This window comes from Acinetobacter parvus DSM 16617 = CIP 108168 (assembly GCF_000368025.1).
GTDB classification, from domain to species: domain Bacteria; phylum Pseudomonadota; class Gammaproteobacteria; order Pseudomonadales; family Moraxellaceae; genus Acinetobacter; species Acinetobacter parvus.
In genome coordinates this window covers 295,475-312,832 of sequence record NZ_KB849212.1, presented here as the reverse complement: position 1 = coordinate 312,832, position 17,358 = coordinate 295,475, and the positions used below count along the sequence as shown (strand labels likewise).

At 40.4% G+C, this 17,358-nt stretch carries 11 protein-coding genes; 5 read left to right on the top strand and 6 right to left on the bottom strand.

Annotated features, from left to right (window positions below):
- Window positions 1-17: 17 nt before the first annotated feature.
- Window positions 18-1,016: a glycosyl transferase family protein gene (locus tag F988_RS07940; protein ID WP_010589440.1), complete on the bottom strand. Its 999-nt coding sequence runs from the start codon at window positions 1,014-1,016 to the stop codon at window positions 18-20.
- 249 nt (window positions 1,017-1,265) lie between these two features.
- On the opposite strand from F988_RS07940, the gene F988_RS07935 reads away from it, so the two are divergent.
- From F988_RS07935 to F988_RS07925, 3 genes are all read left to right on the top strand, one after another.
- A complete protein-coding gene (locus F988_RS07935) occupies window positions 1,266-2,411 on the top strand; it encodes an acyl-CoA dehydrogenase family protein (protein WP_004679699.1) in 1,146 nt (381 codons plus the stop codon).
- Window positions 2,412-2,776: 365 nt separating this feature from the next.
- Window positions 2,777-3,886: a prephenate dehydratase gene (gene pheA / locus F988_RS07930; RefSeq protein WP_004679698.1), complete on the top strand. Its 1,110-nt coding sequence runs from the start codon at window positions 2,777-2,779 to the stop codon at window positions 3,884-3,886.
- Between the two features lie 75 nt (window positions 3,887-3,961).
- Window positions 3,962-6,226, top strand: coding sequence for a bifunctional prephenate dehydrogenase/3-phosphoshikimate 1-carboxyvinyltransferase (locus F988_RS07925; RefSeq protein WP_004682340.1), 2,265 nt, complete (start codon window positions 3,962-3,964; stop codon window positions 6,224-6,226).
- Between the two features lie 225 nt (window positions 6,227-6,451).
- On the opposite strand, the gene F988_RS07920 is transcribed toward F988_RS07925, so the two are convergent.
- The 3 genes from F988_RS07920 to F988_RS14605 all read right to left on the bottom strand — a co-directional run bounded on the left by F988_RS07920 (window position 6,452) and on the right by F988_RS14605 (window position 8,934).
- Window positions 6,452-7,480, bottom strand: a complete 1,029-nt coding sequence (locus F988_RS07920) for an IS701 family transposase (protein WP_171062020.1) — start codon at window positions 7,478-7,480, stop codon at window positions 6,452-6,454.
- A 119-nt stretch (window positions 7,481-7,599) separates the two neighbouring features.
- Window positions 7,600-8,133: a glycine zipper domain-containing protein gene (locus F988_RS07915; protein WP_004682336.1), complete on the bottom strand. Its 534-nt coding sequence runs from the start codon at window positions 8,131-8,133 to the stop codon at window positions 7,600-7,602.
- Between the two features lie 507 nt (window positions 8,134-8,640).
- Window positions 8,641-8,934: a hypothetical protein gene (locus F988_RS14605; protein ID WP_171062324.1), complete on the bottom strand. Its 294-nt coding sequence runs from the start codon at window positions 8,932-8,934 to the stop codon at window positions 8,641-8,643.
- A 249-nt stretch (window positions 8,935-9,183) separates the two neighbouring features.
- Here F988_RS14605 and hrpA point away from each other — a divergent pair, with 249 nt between their 5' ends.
- Both hrpA and F988_RS07905 read left to right on the top strand, forming a co-directional pair.
- Window positions 9,184-13,038, top strand: a complete 3,855-nt coding sequence (gene hrpA / locus F988_RS07910; protein ID WP_004682333.1) for an ATP-dependent RNA helicase HrpA — start codon at window positions 9,184-9,186, stop codon at window positions 13,036-13,038.
- Window positions 13,039-13,084: 46 nt separating this feature from the next.
- Window positions 13,085-14,191, top strand: a complete 1,107-nt coding sequence (locus tag F988_RS07905; protein WP_004682331.1) for a beta-ketoacyl-ACP synthase III — start codon at window positions 13,085-13,087, stop codon at window positions 14,189-14,191.
- 56 nt (window positions 14,192-14,247) lie between these two features.
- On the opposite strand, the gene F988_RS07900 is transcribed toward F988_RS07905, so the two are convergent.
- Window positions 14,248-15,951, bottom strand: coding sequence for a DUF4394 domain-containing protein (locus F988_RS07900; protein ID WP_004682329.1), 1,704 nt, complete (start codon window positions 15,949-15,951; stop codon window positions 14,248-14,250).
- 386 nt (window positions 15,952-16,337) lie between these two features.
- A complete protein-coding gene (lipA, locus tag F988_RS07895; protein WP_004682327.1) occupies window positions 16,338-17,351 on the bottom strand; it encodes a lipoyl synthase in 1,014 nt (337 codons plus the stop codon).
- Between the last annotated feature and the right edge of the window lie 7 nt (window positions 17,352-17,358).

The following is a 17,358-nucleotide window of genomic DNA, read 5'->3' as shown; positions in this document are numbered from 1 at the left end:
TTTTTAATGAATGAAGCCTAAATTTTTCGACTTTCCCAAAGCTCTTTTGCTTTAACCATCGCCTCATCAAAACTACTGACCACACCCATCGTATATAAAGCGATTCCGATGGTTTCAGTGACGGCCATTTCACCATAGTCATGTTGCTGCTGACCAAGCCAAACCGCTTTAAACACTTCAAGATCGAGCTCTTCTTCAATAGGGCTACGTTCAGGTGTCAGTTTGGGTAATTCATACTCATATAACTCACCATTTTTAATCCCACAAATAAGGGTTTTTGCATCAGGGTTACGCTCAAATTCACCTCCTTCACCTTTAATCACCGCACTATTTTGATAACCTAAACGGAACGCGGTGTGTTGGTGTGAGGTTCGATAAGCAGGGTGGAAAATGGCCTGTAAAGTGGCTTTGGCATTAAAAGGATTAATCAGGCGGGCAAGGGTATGAATGGGTGAACGTAAGCCCATCACATTTCTCAATGAAATCAGATCACTTAAAATTGGTGAGATCACTTCAAGAGGCAAATAGGCAAAGTTATGTCTTTCTAGTTGTTGTTTAACCTCCTGTTCATTTTGGCAGATTGAATAGCCTAAGTATTGTAAAACCTGTTCTGTATAAACACGGTTAATGGTATGACCCGATGCACCATGCATCACGATCTTATAACCATGATGGGCCAGTGTTAAGGCTGCCAATAAAAACCACGGATAATGTTTACGTTTCCCTGCGTATGATGACCAATCCAGATCAACATTCAGCGGTTGAAAATTAAGTTGATCACGCGTTGCCTGGACAAAACCAGCCAGTTCATCAACAGATTCTTCCTTAACCCGTAACAACATTAAAAAAGCACCCAACTGAACATCAAGCACCTCATTTTTTAAGATCATGCTAAAAGCCTGATAGGCCTCATCATAAGTCAGTGAACGCGCACCCGTCTTACCCTTACCAACGATTCGTATGTATTGGGCGAAAGGATGTTCAGCATCTTTATAAATATTGCGTTTGGTATTCATGATCGTATTTGCAGTCATGGTGAAGAATTAAAATTAATATGACATAAAAGTGATGCATTTAGCGTAAAAAATCAGAACTTCTGTTTATTCAATAAGCAATTGGGTCTCGAAAATAACCACTGCAAACAAAATTATTGACCGCATCAGTCGGGTGATTTGATGCAAAAGGGACATGACATCCTACCTAAAAATCATTAGCATGGTTGCGAAGCAAATTTTCAAGAAAAATGAAAGCGAAAGGAAATAAAGATGTTAGCTTATGATGCAGATTTGGAACTCTTCCGTGACAACTTTAAACGTTTTATGAGTGAACACATTGCACCTCATTATGAAAAATGGGAACGTGAGGGCATTATGCCGCGTTCTGTCTGGACATTATTGGGTGAAAATGGCTTCCTGTGCGTAGACGTGCCAGAAGAATATGGTGGTTATGGCGTACCAACCCATTATTCATTGATGTTGGTTGAAGAATCTGCGCGTGCTGGTTATTGTGCCTTATCAACTGGTATTTCGTGTCACTCTGAAATTGCTGCACCATATATCCAACATATTGGGTCAGAAGAACAGAAACAGTATTGGTTGCCAAAAATGGTGTCTGGTGAAGTGGTGGGTGCAATTGGTATGACTGAGCCTGGTGCTGGTTCAGACTTGCAGGCCATGCGTACCAGTGCAATTTTGCAAGGTGATCACTATGTGTTAAATGGTTCTAAAACCTTTATCTCAAATGGTCAGCATGCTGATGTTGTGGTTCTGGCAGTGAAAACTGATCCGCAAGCTCGTGCCAAAGGTGTGTCTTTATTATTGGTTGATACCCATTTGGAAGGCTTTAAAAAGGGCACGAACTTAGACAAAATTGGTCTGCATTCACAGGATACCTCTGAACTTTTCTTTGATAATGTCAAAGTACCTAAAGACCAGTTGTTGGGTAACGCAGGTTCAGGTTTTGCTTATTTGATGCAGGAATTACCTCGTGAGCGTACTGCAATCGCAGCGACCTCTTTGGGCGCAATTCGTGGCTCAATTGATCTTGCGACCCAATATGTGAAAGAGCGTCAGGCATTTGGTCAGGCGATTGCTAACTTCCAGAACACACGTTTTGTCTTAGCTCAGGCGAAGATTGATGAATTGGCAACTGCTGCTTTCTATAATCAAAACGTGGCCTTATATAATGAGGGCAAACTGGATGTTGAAACTGCGGCTGCACTCAAGAGCTTCAGTACTGACATGCAAATGAAAGTTGCTGACAACTTGCTTCAGTTATTTGGTGGCTATGGTTATATGACTGAATATCCAATTTCACGCTTCTTTGTTGATGCACGTATCCAGCGTATTTACGGTGGTACCAATGAAATCATGAAAGAAATCGTGGCACGTGGATTGATTGGTAAAGCTTAATTAATCTTGATAAAACAGCCTGCTTTCGAGCAGGCTGTTTTTTGATAGATACTATTTTTCTATTGGCATAGGCTTTGTTGCATAAATATTTTGCAAAATACTGATTTCCAAGGTTTTTCCTAGAATTTTAATAAAAATAAATATAATAAAATCATAGTGTTAGCTATTTGTGCAACAAAGCCCACGAGAACTGAAATTTAGCATTAAATATATAATGAAAATCATTATCAATAACGTTGAGTCATGAAAAGAGTTAAAACTCAGCGTGTTTAATAGCTTAAAGTCTTGTTATACTAGCCCAGATAACCAATTCACAGATGAATTGTAATCCATTCTTATAGATGATTTTGCTGAGGCTGCATTCAATGGTAAACGATGGACAAAACACATCGACTTCACTTAATTTAGAACAAATTCGTAACGATATTGATAGTGTTGATCAACAAATCCAGGAATTACTCAATCGCCGTGCCACATTGGCGGAAGCCGTAGCCAAGGCGAAGTTTGCAGCCGAAGACAACCCACTGTTTTATCGCCCTGAACGTGAGGCACAGGTGCTGCGTAAAGTGATGGAGCGCAATCAGGGGCCATTGTCCGATGCGACCATGGCACGCTTGTTCCGTGAAATCATGTCAGCATGTCTGGCACTTGAAGCCCCACAAAGTATCGCATTTTTAGGGCCAGAAGGAACCTATACCCACTCCGCGGTACTGAAACATTTTGGTAATGATGCAGTGGTTCGTCCATTGCCAACCATTGATGAAGTGTTCCGTGAAGTGGAGGCGGGTAGTGCGCATTATGGCGTGGTTCCTGTTGAAAACTCCTCAGAAGGAATTGTTAACCATACACTGGACTGTTTTAAGGCTTCTAGCCTGAATGTGATTGGTGAAGTTGAATTGCGTATTCATCATCAATTCCTTGTTTCTGAAAATACCCGTAAAGACAGCATTAAGCAGATTTATGCACATCAACAAACCTTGGCTCAATGCCGTAAGTGGTTAGATGCGCATTATCCTGGGGTAGAGCGTGTTGCACTAAACTCAAATGCGGAAGCGGCTCGCCGTATTCGTAACGAATGGCATTCTGCTGCAATCGCCTCTGATATCGCAGCCAGCATGTACAACCTTGAGATTTTATATAGCAATATCGAAGATAATCCTGAAAATACCACACGCTTCCTGGTGATTGGTCGTGAGAAAATTCCACAAAGTGGCAATGATAAGACCTCATTGTTGATCTCAGCACATGATCGTGCTGGGGCATTGCTGGAAATTCTTGCACCATTTGCCAAGCATCAAATCAGCTTGACCAGTATTGAAACTCGTCCAGCTCTACCAGAAAAATGGGCCTATGTGTTCTTCATTGATCTGGAGGGGCATATTGATCAGGACAATGTGGCGGCTGCACTAGATGAAATCCGTCCAATGGTCAAAGAGTTGCGTGTACTGGGTTCTTATCCAATCGCTGTTTTATAAAACTGTTTTATCGTATGGATAGGTGGATGAATCATCTATCCATATCAAAGTCTTCTCATTAGGCAAACATCTTTTATGTCTCAAGCATCTGTTTCTAAAGTATTGTTTAAAAAAGTTGCATTTATTGGACTTGGGCTGATTGGGTCAAGTCTTGCGCGTGTGATTGTGGCGGAACAACTTGCGTCTGAAATTGTGGCTTCAACACGCTCAAAAAAAACATTGGAAGATGCCAAAGCACTCGGTCTAATTCAACATGGTTATACAAATCCTGAGGAAGCGGTTCAGGGTGCGGATTTAATTGTTTTGGCATTGCCTGTTCGTGCCACACAAAAAGTGTTGGAACAGATCAAACCTTATCTTGCAGAGAATGTCATCATTACCGATGTGGGTAGTACCAAAGGCAATGTGGTGGATGCAGCGAAGGCAGTGTTTGGTGAACATCTGCCTGTTGGTTTTGTACCTGGGCATCCAATTGCAGGTGCGGAACATACAGGTGTACATGCAGGTAAAGTCGATTTATTTGCTAACCATAAAGTGATTCTAACGCCTTTGCCAAGTAGTGCAGATTGGGCGGTGCAGAAACTGATTCAGCTTTGGTCAGTCGCCAAAGCGGAAGTGATTTGTATGGATGTGTCGAAACATGATGAAGTGTTGGCGCATACCAGTCATTTACCGCATTTGATGGCGTTCAACTTGGTTGAGCAACTGGCCAACCGTGAAGATAATCTGGATATTTTCCGCTATGCAGCGGGTGGTTTTCGGGATTTCTCTCGGATTGCGGCTAGTGATCCACAGATGTGGCATGACATTTTCTTTGCCAATAAAAACGCAATTCTCAATGCCGTTGCTGGCTTTGAGCAGCAACTTTCTGTTTTAAAGCAACTGATTGAAAATGAAGATTCTCAGGCGTTGATGGGGCTGCTTGGACATGCGCAAGCGGCACGCCAACACTTTAACCATATGTTAGCCAAAAAACCTTTGATGGAGAAAAACAAGGTGACACAGCAATTTACCATTTTACCAGGCAAGAAAACATTTACAGGTAAATTCACCGTGCCAGGTGATAAGTCAGTGTCACATCGCTCCATCATGTTTGGGGCGATTGCTGAGGGTACAACCCATGTGACTGGCTTCCTTGAGGGTGAAGATGCGTTAGCAACTTTACAGGCATTCCGTGATATGGGGGTCAGTATCGAAGGCCCAAAAAATGGTGAGGTGACCATTCATGGCGTGGGCATGCAAGGTTTAAAAGCACCTGCCAGTGCCTTATATATGGGTAACTCAGGCACAAGTATGCGTCTGCTATCTGGTATGTTGTCAGCACAAAAGTTTGATTCGGTGATGACAGGTGATGCGTCATTGTCTAAACGTCCAATGGAGCGTATTGCAAAACCATTACGTTTAATGGGTGCGCAAATTCAAACCACAGGTGAGAAAGGTACGCCGCCAGTCAGCATTACAGGCAGTCAAGCTTTAAAAGGTATTCAATACGATTTGCCAATGGCTTCGGCTCAGGTGAAATCAGGGATTTTACTGGCAGGTTTATGGGCTGAGGGTGAGACTTCTGTGACTGAACCAGAGCCGACCCGTGACCATACTGAGCGTATGTTGCGTGCCTTTGGTTATGAGGTAAAAACCGAGGGCAATAAAATCTCGCTGGTTGGTGGTGGTAAACTGGTTGGTACAGATATTCAGGTCCCATCAGACATTTCATCTGCTGCATTCTTTATGGTCGGTGCTGCGATTACCGAGGGTGCTGATGTGATCCTTGAAGCAGTGGGCATCAACCCAACCCGTACAGGTGTGATTGAAATCCTCAAGCAAATGGGTTCGGACATCAGTGTTGAAAATGAACGCATCGCTGGCGGTGAGCCGATTGCCGATATTCATATCAAGGGATCTCGTACACTCAAAGGTATTCACATGCCTGAAGATCAGGTACCTTTGGCGATTGATGAATTTCCTGCCTTGTTTATTGCGGCTGCCTGTGCGGAAGGTCAAACTGTTCTGACTGGTGCTGCGGAACTTCGCGTGAAAGAATCTGACCGTATTCAGGTGATGGCCGATGGCTTGAAAGTCATGGGTATTGACTGCACACCAACTGAGGACGGCATTATCATTGAGGGTAAGGGTAAGTCTGGTGACTGGTCGGCAATTTTCACAGGTGGAGAAATTGAATCGCACCACGATCACCGTATTGCCATGAGTTTTAGTATTGCAGGGTTACGTACTTCGGGCGAAATCATCATTCACGGTACGGAAACAGTGGCAACCAGTTTCCCCACCTTTACCGAACTTGCCAATGCGGCAGGGCTAGATTTACAGGTTGTAGATCAATAAGTTAATCGGAAAATGCAGTGTCTGGCTTGCTCAAATGCTGCATTTCTTATTCGGTTATCAATAAAAACAGCTTGTTTATCATGATAATAAAACGTTTAAATAATAAAAATGTTGGGTTTGGATATGTACATATCTAATCAGGTCTAAATTTATCAATTTAGCAAAACAAGTAAGACAATTGGCTAATCAATTAAAGACAATTGTATATATACGACTTAGGCACTGTTATTTATAGACTTTTTGTGGTAGCAGATGATTTTTATCGAGAATAAAGTCATCAATGAAGTTTTTGATCATTGGTCTAAATAATTTCTTCTGCCAATGATATACATTTTCAAAGATCCCCTCAAACTGGTTCTTTTGTATCTCGACGTAGGCCATCAAGGCTGAAAAAATATGATTCAAAATCAGTTTAGATCGTCTTACTTGAAACTTTTCAATATGACAAACCTGTTTAATCACTCGGTGATATTGTTCTATTTTCCAATGACTTGAATGTAATTCATGAAAACCCTCAAAGGACAATAAATCATCTTCATCTTGATGCACAATATAAAACCTCTGCTGTTCTTTTAACTGAGTCTTAAATAATTGTACAAAGCCAAAATCTTTGAGCCAGACCACTTGACCCTGATGGAAATCTGGCAATAAACGCAGTTGAAACCATTGTCCTTTTTCTGGGGAAACCTTACGGTTACAGTCGATACCAAACATAAATCGAATACCATGTTTTCTTATGGTTTTTAGATTTGCAGTCGATGAATACCAACTATCACCTGTAATAAATTGAATCTTTGCACCCCAACTAAGTACTTCACTTAACATATCCATAAAGTAATCATTCTTGGTTTTACCCTCAGATTTGTCATAAATTCGGAAATTAATTGGAATATTTTGACCATTCTGATCTGTCGCATACAAGGTAATGAGATTAATACCCTTGACGGATCGGTGGTGTTTGCCTGACCAAAAATAGCTAACTAAGTCCATATGTTGACTATATGGTTTATCTAAAACAGTATCATCAATACTGATTATAAGTTCATTATTATCAATATGTTGAATTGCTTCTTGATATAGGTCGTGAGTTGTGTAGTCTTCACGCTCCAGAAAGCGATTTACACTATCATGCGAGATATTATAAGTCTCAGCAAGTTGTGTGCAGCGAATAGAGTTCGGTTCTGTCATGAGAAAGCCCATATAAATGGGTAATGTACAAGTTGCTGTAGAAGCATGTTTAGTTCGTCTGATCACAGATACTTTATAAACTATTTTAATACTTTTTTGAATCCGTCAATGCGTAAGTCCTAGAAAATATAAAAAAGAAAAGCCTTAATAAAAGGCTTTTCTTTTTTCAGAATAAGTTAATCTGGTTATTTACGATTACGATTCCAGGCATCACGGGAAGCAAGTTTTGCCTCATCCCAAGACAAGCGTGATTCAGCTCTTGATTTTTCCCAATTGACTTTTAGCTCTGGCTCAATCTCTTCAAATGCCACATCAGGATCATAAATTGCATCATTGTCATAACCTAAACGATACGCCTGCTGGTAATCCCGTTCATAATTCAGGTCTGGATAATTTGCCTTGGTTGTACCATAGTAAGGCTGATTAATGTAGTTTTCACGCCAATAGGCATCTTCAACCGTTGGATCAATCGCTTCACCAACCGCACTACCTGCCAAACCACCCACGACAGCACCAACTGCTCCACCAACCAATGTACCCAATGGCCCACCAACACTACCTACAGCAGCGCCTGCCGCTGCTCCACCTGCTGCACCCAGGCCTGTTCCTACAGGATGCGAACCAGGCTCTCCAGTAATTGGATCGGCATTCAACTCTTTTTTAACTTCATCTGGAGCATTTTTAATTTGCTCACGATCAAAATCATCTGCATGTGTCATTTCTATTCTCCTTAAAATGGATAATCACCGTAAGAGTTACATTCTTAATAAAATCTTCAGTGATGTTTAAATTGTCTATTCCACAATAAAATAGGATTTTGTTAAAAAAAAGGCCTAATATTTTATTAGAAGTTAAAATTTATAGTGTTTAGTAACAAAAAAAATATATTGAAATATTAGGGTCGGTTGACATTTAATAATGGCAACTAAATGTATATGCAAGCGGCTTTTTTGCACAGTTCTATCTCTAAGGGTTATTCCACAATATAATTTTCAAATGAATAGAGGTGGTCCCACTTGTTTGAACAACTAAAAGCTTATTTATAAGTCATATTTTGCTCTAGTTAAGCTATAGCAAACCCTACTATATAAGCTATATTGATTTAAAACCAAGCACTAGGGCATCATAATTTTCAATTTCTTCACCTTTGTGAAAAGTCGCGTTATCTAAAATGATAATACGGTCTTTCATCGGTTTTGACTTCCCAAATGATTATCCGAATGAAGTTAACCAACTTTCAAATACACTACGATTACAACAGCTTTCAAATAGTATAGGCATGATAAATTTAGTTTTTCTGCCAAAGATATAGTACCAATAAAGCTCATAGGTCTGGAAGATAGACCTGAACGGGTGGCATGACATCTTGTACCTTTCTTTGACCATCCCATTTGGGCGACTTCATTGCAACTCATGCCAGCTTCATCCATATAATAGATATCTGATGGATCAACTCGTTTGAGTATTTCTAAAAAATGACAAGTTTGCGATTTATGGTGAGTATCATGATAATGTTTCATGACTTTTTCACGTAAATTTACAGAATATATTTTAGGTATGGGTAAAATCTCAAATAAATCCAAGTGTAGCTTATATTTTGCTAATTGCTATATATTGTACTCAGTTTAAAGATAAGAAAATGCAAAAGTACCCATATGCATCAATTGGATATTGCATGTTTTTGAAAAGAACCAAATGTGGTCACTTTGCATAGCAACACTTTAAGGCGTAAAATAGCCGATTAGTTTATTTTCTAGGAAAGCTGTTCAGTGCAGATTCATTTAAATGTAGATCAATGGGTTATGGCACGTGACCGTCACCGTTTAAATCGACTGCGCAAAGATAAAAAAACACAACCAGCAGAAATCGAAAAACTGTTTGAACAGTCTAACCACAAAGTCAAGCAACGTCTTGCTCGTCTTCCCAAGATCAAGCTCAATCAAGATTTACCTGTTACTCAGTATGCAGATCGTTTGATTGACGCAATACAAAAGCATCAAGTGATTATTGTGGCTGGTGAAACTGGTTCGGGTAAAACCACGCAGCTACCGCAGATTGCCATGCTTGCAGGTCGTGGTCTTACGGGAATGATTGGGCATACTCAGCCGCGACGTTTAGCTGCTCGCAGTGTCTCACAACGTATTGCAGAAGAAGTTGGGCAGAAACTGGGCGAGGCGATTGGCTTTAAAATCCGTTTTAATGAGCAGGGATCGCAGGACTCTATCGTGCGTTTAATGACTGATGGTATCTTGTTGGCTGAGCTGACCAATGACCGATTTCTTTCAAAATACGACACCATCATTATTGATGAGGCACATGAACGCTCCCTCAATATCGACTTTATCATGGGTTATCTCAAGCAACTTTTACCCAAGCGCCCAGATTTAAAAGTTATCGTCACCTCAGCAACGTTAGATGTAAATCGTTTTAGCCAATACTTCAATGATGCACCGATTTTTGAAGTAGAAGGGCGCAGCTTCCCTGTAGAAGTGCGTTATCGTCCGATCTCTGAGCTGAGTATTGTTGGCAGTGATGATGATGAGTTTGATGATTTTGAAGAGAACTTACCACGTGCTGTTGTACAAGCGGTCGAAGAGTGTTTTGCTGACGCTGAGGGTAAAGGGCATCCAGAACATGCTGATATCTTGATTTTTGCCAGCACTGAGCAAGAAATCCGAGAATTACAAGAAACGCTGCAAAAATATGGTCCTCGTCATACTGAAGTGTTGCCTTTGTATGCACGTTTGGCACTCGCCGAGCAGCAAAAGATTTTCAGTCCAAGCGGTAAAGGTCGCCGTATCATTATTGCAACCAACGTTGCTGAAACAGCATTAACCGTTCCTAATATCCGTTATGTGATCGATAGCGGTTTTGCTCGTATTTCACGTTATAACTACCGTTCACGTGTGCAACGCTTACCGATTGAAGCGATTTCACAGGCAGCAGCCAATCAGCGTAAAGGTCGTTGTGGTCGTATTGCTGCGGGTGTGTGTATTCGTCTATACAGTGAAGAAGATTTTTTAAGTCGTCCTGAGTTTACCGAACCAGAGATCAAACGGACGAACTTGGCTTCTGTAATTTTACAAATGCAAAGTCTTGGTTTAGGTGGTTTAGAAGATTTTGACTTTATTGAGCCACCTGATTTCCGTTTGGTGAATGATGGGCGCAAGCTTTTGATTGAGTTGGGTGCATTAAGCGAACGTAAGAATGATTTAACTAAAGTCGGTCAAATGATGGCACGCATGCCGATTGATCCACGATTAGCTCGTATGCTGATTGGTGGCGCTCATTTTGGTGTGCTGAAAGAAACATTGATTATTGTCAGTGCCTTGGCGATTCAAGATCCACGAGAACGACCTGCCGATAAGCAAATGCAGGCTGATCAGAAGCATGCTTTATTCAAAGAAGCAGATTCAGACTTTTTATTCTATTTAAAACTCTGGAATACGCTGCAAACCAGTCCTGATACGCAGTCTGAAAACAAGCGCCGTCAATTTGCGCGTCAACATTTTTTGAGTTGGTTGCGTTTACGGGAATGGAAGCAAACCCATCAGCAATTAGTTGAGTTGGCTGAAGGATTAAAGTTGAGCTTTAATGAAAAGGCAGCCAATTATGAAAATTTACATCGTGCTTTGTTAACGGGTTTACTGTCATTTATCGCCAATAAAACCGATGAACGTAACACCTTTATGGCGGTACGCCAGCAAAAAGCCAAAGTATTTCCTGCCAGTACGCTGCATAAGACCAATACCGCCTGGGTGATGGCTTTTGAGATGGTGGAAACCTCTCAAGTGTATTTGAGAACCTTAGCCAAAATTGATCCAGAATGGATTTTGTTGGCGGCACGTGATTTATTGAAGTATCACTATTTTGAACCGCATTGGTCGAAAAAAGCGGGTATTGTGAATGCCTATGCGCAAATTTCATTGTTTGGTTTAATTATTGAACCAAAACGTATGGTGAATTTTGAGAAAGTTGATCAAGCCGCGGCACATGAAATCTTTTTACGGGATGCCTTAACGACTGGTAATTTGGGTATTACGCCACCGTTTTTAAAGCATAATTTATTGAAGCTTGAAGAAGTTGAACGTGTTGAAGATAAATTGCGTCGTCGTGATTTGGTGGTCGATGAAGAAACTATTTATCAATTTTATGCTGAAAAAGTGCCAGAGGAAATTGCTAGCCGCCGTAGTTTTGAGGATTGGCGAGCAACAGTAGAAACAGAAAATCCGCGTTATCTGTTTGTTGAAGATGATGCGTTGTGGATGAATGATCGGCCAACCACGCAGCAATTCCCAGATTATTTACATAATGGACAATTGCGTTTAGTTGCGAGTTATCGTTTTGATCCAAGCCATGATGAAGATGGTGCAACAGTTAAAATTCCTGTGCAGGCTTTGCCACAGGTCGATGAAAAGCAATGGTCATGGGGGATTCCTGGGTGGCGTCAGGATTTAATAGAGGCTTTGCTCAAGGCGTTGCCTAAAGACAAACGTCGTAATTTAGTCCCGATTCCAGATACTGCGAAAAAACTGATGCAAGGTGTTGATGCAGTACATTTACGTGAGCACTTATTTAGTTATTTAGCTTTTGCTCTGCGTGGTGAGCAGATTACTGAAAAAGATTTTTCTTTTGAACGAATTGATCAATATCTTGTACCTTTTATTAAAGTTGTGGATGAAAAAGGCAAACTCATTGCGCAAGGACGTGATTTAGATGAACTCAAAGCGCGTTGTCGTGTTGAAACGCATCGCCCTGTGAAACAGCAAAAGGGTGAGTTCCAGACTTTTCCTGAAAATTTTGTGTTTGAGGCTTCCCAAAAAGTCACAGGTGTTATTGTCAAGCAATATCAGGCACTTGTTCCTACAAAAGCCTTTGCTGAATTGGATGCCAAAGATGAATCGGGTGTGGTGATTCAAACTTTTAATGATCAAGATGAAGCCATCAAGCAACATCGTGAGGGGATTATTCGTCTTGTGCATATGCAGTTGGGTGATTTAATCCGTCAGTTGAAAAAACAGATTTCCAAACCATTAGCTTTGGCATATTCGCCTTTAGGTGATCGGGCGAAGTTGGAACAAATGCTGGTTTATGCAACCTTACAAGTTTCAATAAAAACTTTGCCTAAAAATACAGCGGAATTTAATCAGCTAATCGTTGATGTGAAAAAGCAATTTTTGGCAGATGGTCAAAAAGTTTTAATTGATATTACTGATATTTTTACTCAATGGCAGCAAATTCGTTGCGAGTTATTGGTTTTAGATCAGGATATCTTTGGTCGAAGTGTGGATGACATTGAAGACCAACTTGATTTAATGTCATTGGCAGACTTTGTTTATAGCCGATCTGCCGAGATTTGGCAGGAATACCCACGTTATTTGAAAGCGTTGCTATTGCGTTTAGACCGATTGCCCAATAATCTACAACGTGACCTCGCTGCAATTGATGATGTCGATCCATGGATGGACAAAGTATTTAAATTTAAAAATGATCCTAAAATCAAAGAATTGTATTTGATGTTGGAAGAACTTAGAATTTCCTTGTTTTCTCAACCGATGAAAACAAAGCTGCCTATTTCACCAACTAGATTGCAAAAACTATGGGATCGATTAGCAATCGGTTAAACTGAGCGATGATGAAAGCTAGAACCATTCTTTACAGGAGTTTTACATGGGCATCCGTATAACAGGTACAGGTTTATTCCACCCGACCGAATCTATTTCCAATGAAGAGTTGGTTGAAAGTTTAAATGCTTATGTAGAACAATATAATCAAGATCATGCCGCTCAGATTGAAGCAGGCGAAATTGAAGCCTTACGTGGCTCAAGCCCTGAATTTATTGAAAAAGCATCGGGTATCAAAAGCCGTTATGTAGTTGAGAAATCAGGGATACTTGATCCAGCACGTTTACGCCCACGTTTACAAGAGCGTAGCAATGATGAACTTTCACTTCAAGCGGAGTGGGGCGTGATTGCTGCTAAACAGGCAATGGAAAATGCAGGCGTGACCGCAGAAGACATTGATGTTGTCATCTTGGCTTGTTCAAATATGCAACGTGCCTACCCAGCTGTGGCAATTGAAATTCAATCAGCTTTGGGTATCCAAGGTTATGCTTATGACATGAATGTAGCTTGTTCCGCTGCAACTTTTGGCTTAAAGCAAGCCTATGATGCCGTGAAATGTGGTGCGCGTCGTGTATTATTATTGAATGTAGAAATCACGTCAGGTCATTTAGACTACCGTACCCGTGATGCACATTTCATTTTCGGTGATGTTGCAACGGCTTCAATTATCGAAGAAACTGAAACTAAATCTGGTTATGAAATCCTGGATATTCATTTGTTTACTCAGTTCTCAAATAATATTCGTAATAACTTTGGTTTCTTAAACCGCAGTGAAGATGCTGTGGTTGATGACAAATTGTTCCGTCAAGATGGACGTAAAGTGTTTAAAGAAGTTTGCCCATTGGTTGCAAAAATCATTACTGCACAGTTAGAAAAACTTGAATTAACACCTGAACAAGTTAAACGCTTTTGGTTACATCAAGCGAATGCCAATATGAATGAGTTAATTTTAAAACTCGTTGTTGGTAAAGATGCTGATTTAGATCGTGCACCAATTATTTTGGATGAGTTTGCTAATACATCTTCGGCAGGTGTGATTATTGCGATGCATCGTACTGGCGAGCAGGTCGATGACGGTGAGTATGCTGTGATCTCATCATTCGGTGCGGGTTATTCTGTAGGTTCAATTATTGTACAAAAACATATTGCTTAAAATTTATAGGCAAAAATAAAAAACCGCATCAATGATGCGGTTTTTTTGATTTTAGCTTATTTAAGTAAGATCGCTAGGTCGATGACTTGTGGAGTTGTGTTAGCACCAATAGTTGAAGCTGCTAAATTTGGTGTTCCATCTACACTGATAGCTAAACGTGCTCTAGGTGTTGTAATTGTTGTATCGCTATTTAAGTCGACTCGATAAAGTACAGATGGTCCAGTTTCACCTGCCACAGTCGCTAAAGCTAAGCCATTGTCACCACCAGCAATATCAAAGCCATTGTCTATACCTAAGTTGATTCCTAAATTACCGATAAGATTTAATGTGCCCGCGTTTGGTGGATTCTGTTTAGTGAGAGTTTTGCCTGTTTGATCAAGATCAAATAGTTCTGTAGCTAACATCGCGATAGGTGTAGCGAAACTATTGGTATATGCTGCTGCAGTGACTTTAGCCTCAGAAATTCCGTTAATATCGCCATCTTTTATAGTATCGCCAGTATCGACGTTAATTCTTAAGTTCTGTCCAGTATTGCTGATTACGCGGAGTCGATCTGCTGTAGGGTTGAAATCAACTGCGAAACTTGTACCATCTAGGTTTGTGAAAGTGCTGCCAGTAGCTGGTTTGAGTGCAGTGATGAGGCTTGCTAAACCAGTGTCTGTATTGATTGTATACAAATTCCCTTTATTGGTTAATCCATATAGCTTGCCAGAATTATCAGTTGAGGTTCTAAAACGATAGTCGATACCGATAAATTTCTCATCTACAAGCAGTCCAGTGAGGCTCTTTTCAGTTACAGCATTTGGATTGGTAATAGCGAAGCTAAGCAATTTATTGTTTGCTGTTAAACCATAGCCTTGAGCTGTGGCATCAGTTGAACGTTTTAATGCAATGCCACGAATCCCCATGCTATTAAAACTATTATTCAAGTCATGTGATTCAAAAACAGCATCGCTTGAGGTGCCGACATTAGCTAGATTAAGTCTAAAAAATTTATAATTGCCTGATGCGAGTTTGAGTGCGGCAAAACCGACATTGTTGACAGGGTCTATATCAAAACCGCCACCGCCGTTTGTATTAATGTCTGCACCCAAAGCCGTAGAATTACCTAATGTACCTGCGTTCGCATTTTGAAGATAAATGCGATCAGAATTTTGGTCAATGCTATATAGTTTGGTTGAACCTGTGCCAGCAAAGGCATTGGTATAAGCACCTGCAACAACTGCTGCACTACCTGTGGCTAAATTAATCGTGCCATCTGTAATGGTTGCACCAGTATCAACATTGATACGCAAGTTTTGTCCTGTGTTAGAAATTACACGTAGGCGATCTGCAGCAGGGTTAAAATTAACAGTGATAAGGTTGGCATCACCCATAATTTGTGTGAAAGATGCATTTCCATCTGTAGTATCGCTCGGGTCGGCGATTAGTTTTCTCAGGAAAGTTGCTTCGCCATTGTTTGGATTTAAAGTGTATATGTTCGCCTGTAGACCAACAGCATAAAGTTTGCCGTCTTTAGGGCGGTAATCAATACCTACCAGTTCATCTCCAGACATTAATCCTTTAATCTTGCGGTTAGACACAACCTTGTCAGGCATTGATCTATCGACTGAACTAATCATTCCATTGGCAGTTAGAATTAAAGTATCGCCAGTATTCACATTTGACGACTCGGTATCGTTGTCTGAATCACTATTACAACCTAACAATGCAAAGCTTGCTAATGCAGTAACAGTCAAAGCTGTAATTTTCTTATTCATGTGTCTATCCTGATCTCAAAGTTATTTATAATAAGAAGTCGTCTTCCAATGAACGGTTTAAATTGACAATGCTTCTTGATATTCATTTTTGTTTGGAGGAAATTCCAAAAAAGAGGGATGTATTAAGTTAAAAAATACAAATCACAATTTTTTGAAATTCACTTCTACTTTAATCAGGTTATGCGGACTAGGGTATAAAGTAAATTAATGTTTTTAAGTGATTTTTTGGTAGTAGCGTGTCGATTGGTAATTATTCACGAGGAATTCACGCTCGTTAAGAAACGTTAATTAGTGCACAGAAATTATTTTTTAAAATTGGATTATCTCATATCAAAAAATAAAAAAGAGAACATGATTGTTCTCTTTTTTACTTCATAGAAACTTGATTAAGCTTCTACAGTTTGTACAGCAATTTTCTTAGCAGGATCTACTTTGCGACGAACCGCAGGAACAGGTTCACCATGATACTGACGATCTGCAAAGTAGCTTGAACGAACCATGGGTGCAGACCAAATATTTCTGAAGCCTAATTTACGACCATGTTCTGCGTAACGTTCAAATTCTTCTGGCGTTACAAAGCGATCTATTGGCGCGTGTTGCTTAGATGGTTGTAAATATTGCCCAATTGTTACGTAGTCCACATCATGAGCACGAAGATCATCAAGTAAAGAAATCACTTCTTCTTCAGTTTCACCAATACCCACCATCAAACCACATTTGGTGGGAACGTCTGGGCAGTATTCTTTAAACATTTTTAAAAGATTCAAAGAATGTTGATAGTCTGAGCCTGGACGCATTGCTTTATATAAGCGAGGTACTGTCTCGATATTGTGGTTAAAAACGTCAGGTGGACATTCAGTCATAATGCGTAAAGCAATATCCATGCGACCACGGAAATCAGGAACTAAGATTTCAAGTAGCGTTTTGGGACTCAAAGCACGAGCTTCTTTAATACAATCCACAAAATGTTGAGCGCCGCCATCTAAAAGATCATCACGATCTACAGAGGTGATAACCGCATATTTCAAACCCAAGTTTGAAATAGTTTCCGCCATATGACGAGGTTCATCAGGATCAAGTGCATTTGGTCGACCATGAGCAACGTCACAGAAAGGACAGCGACGAGTACAAATATCGCCCATAATCATAAAAGTCGCAGTACCACCACCAAAACACTCTGGAAGGTTAGGGCAGGCAGCTTCTTCACAAACAGTATGGAGTTTTTGCGAACGTAGAGTTGTTTTTATACGCTGAACCTCTTCAGGTGCAGTCATTTTGACGCGAATCCAGTCTGGTTTACGAGGTACTTCAACCGTAGGTATAACTTTTACAGGAATTCTAGCGACTTTTTCAGCGCCACGAAGTTTTATGCCCTGTTCAGGTTTACGGTGTTCAGACATCTTATTT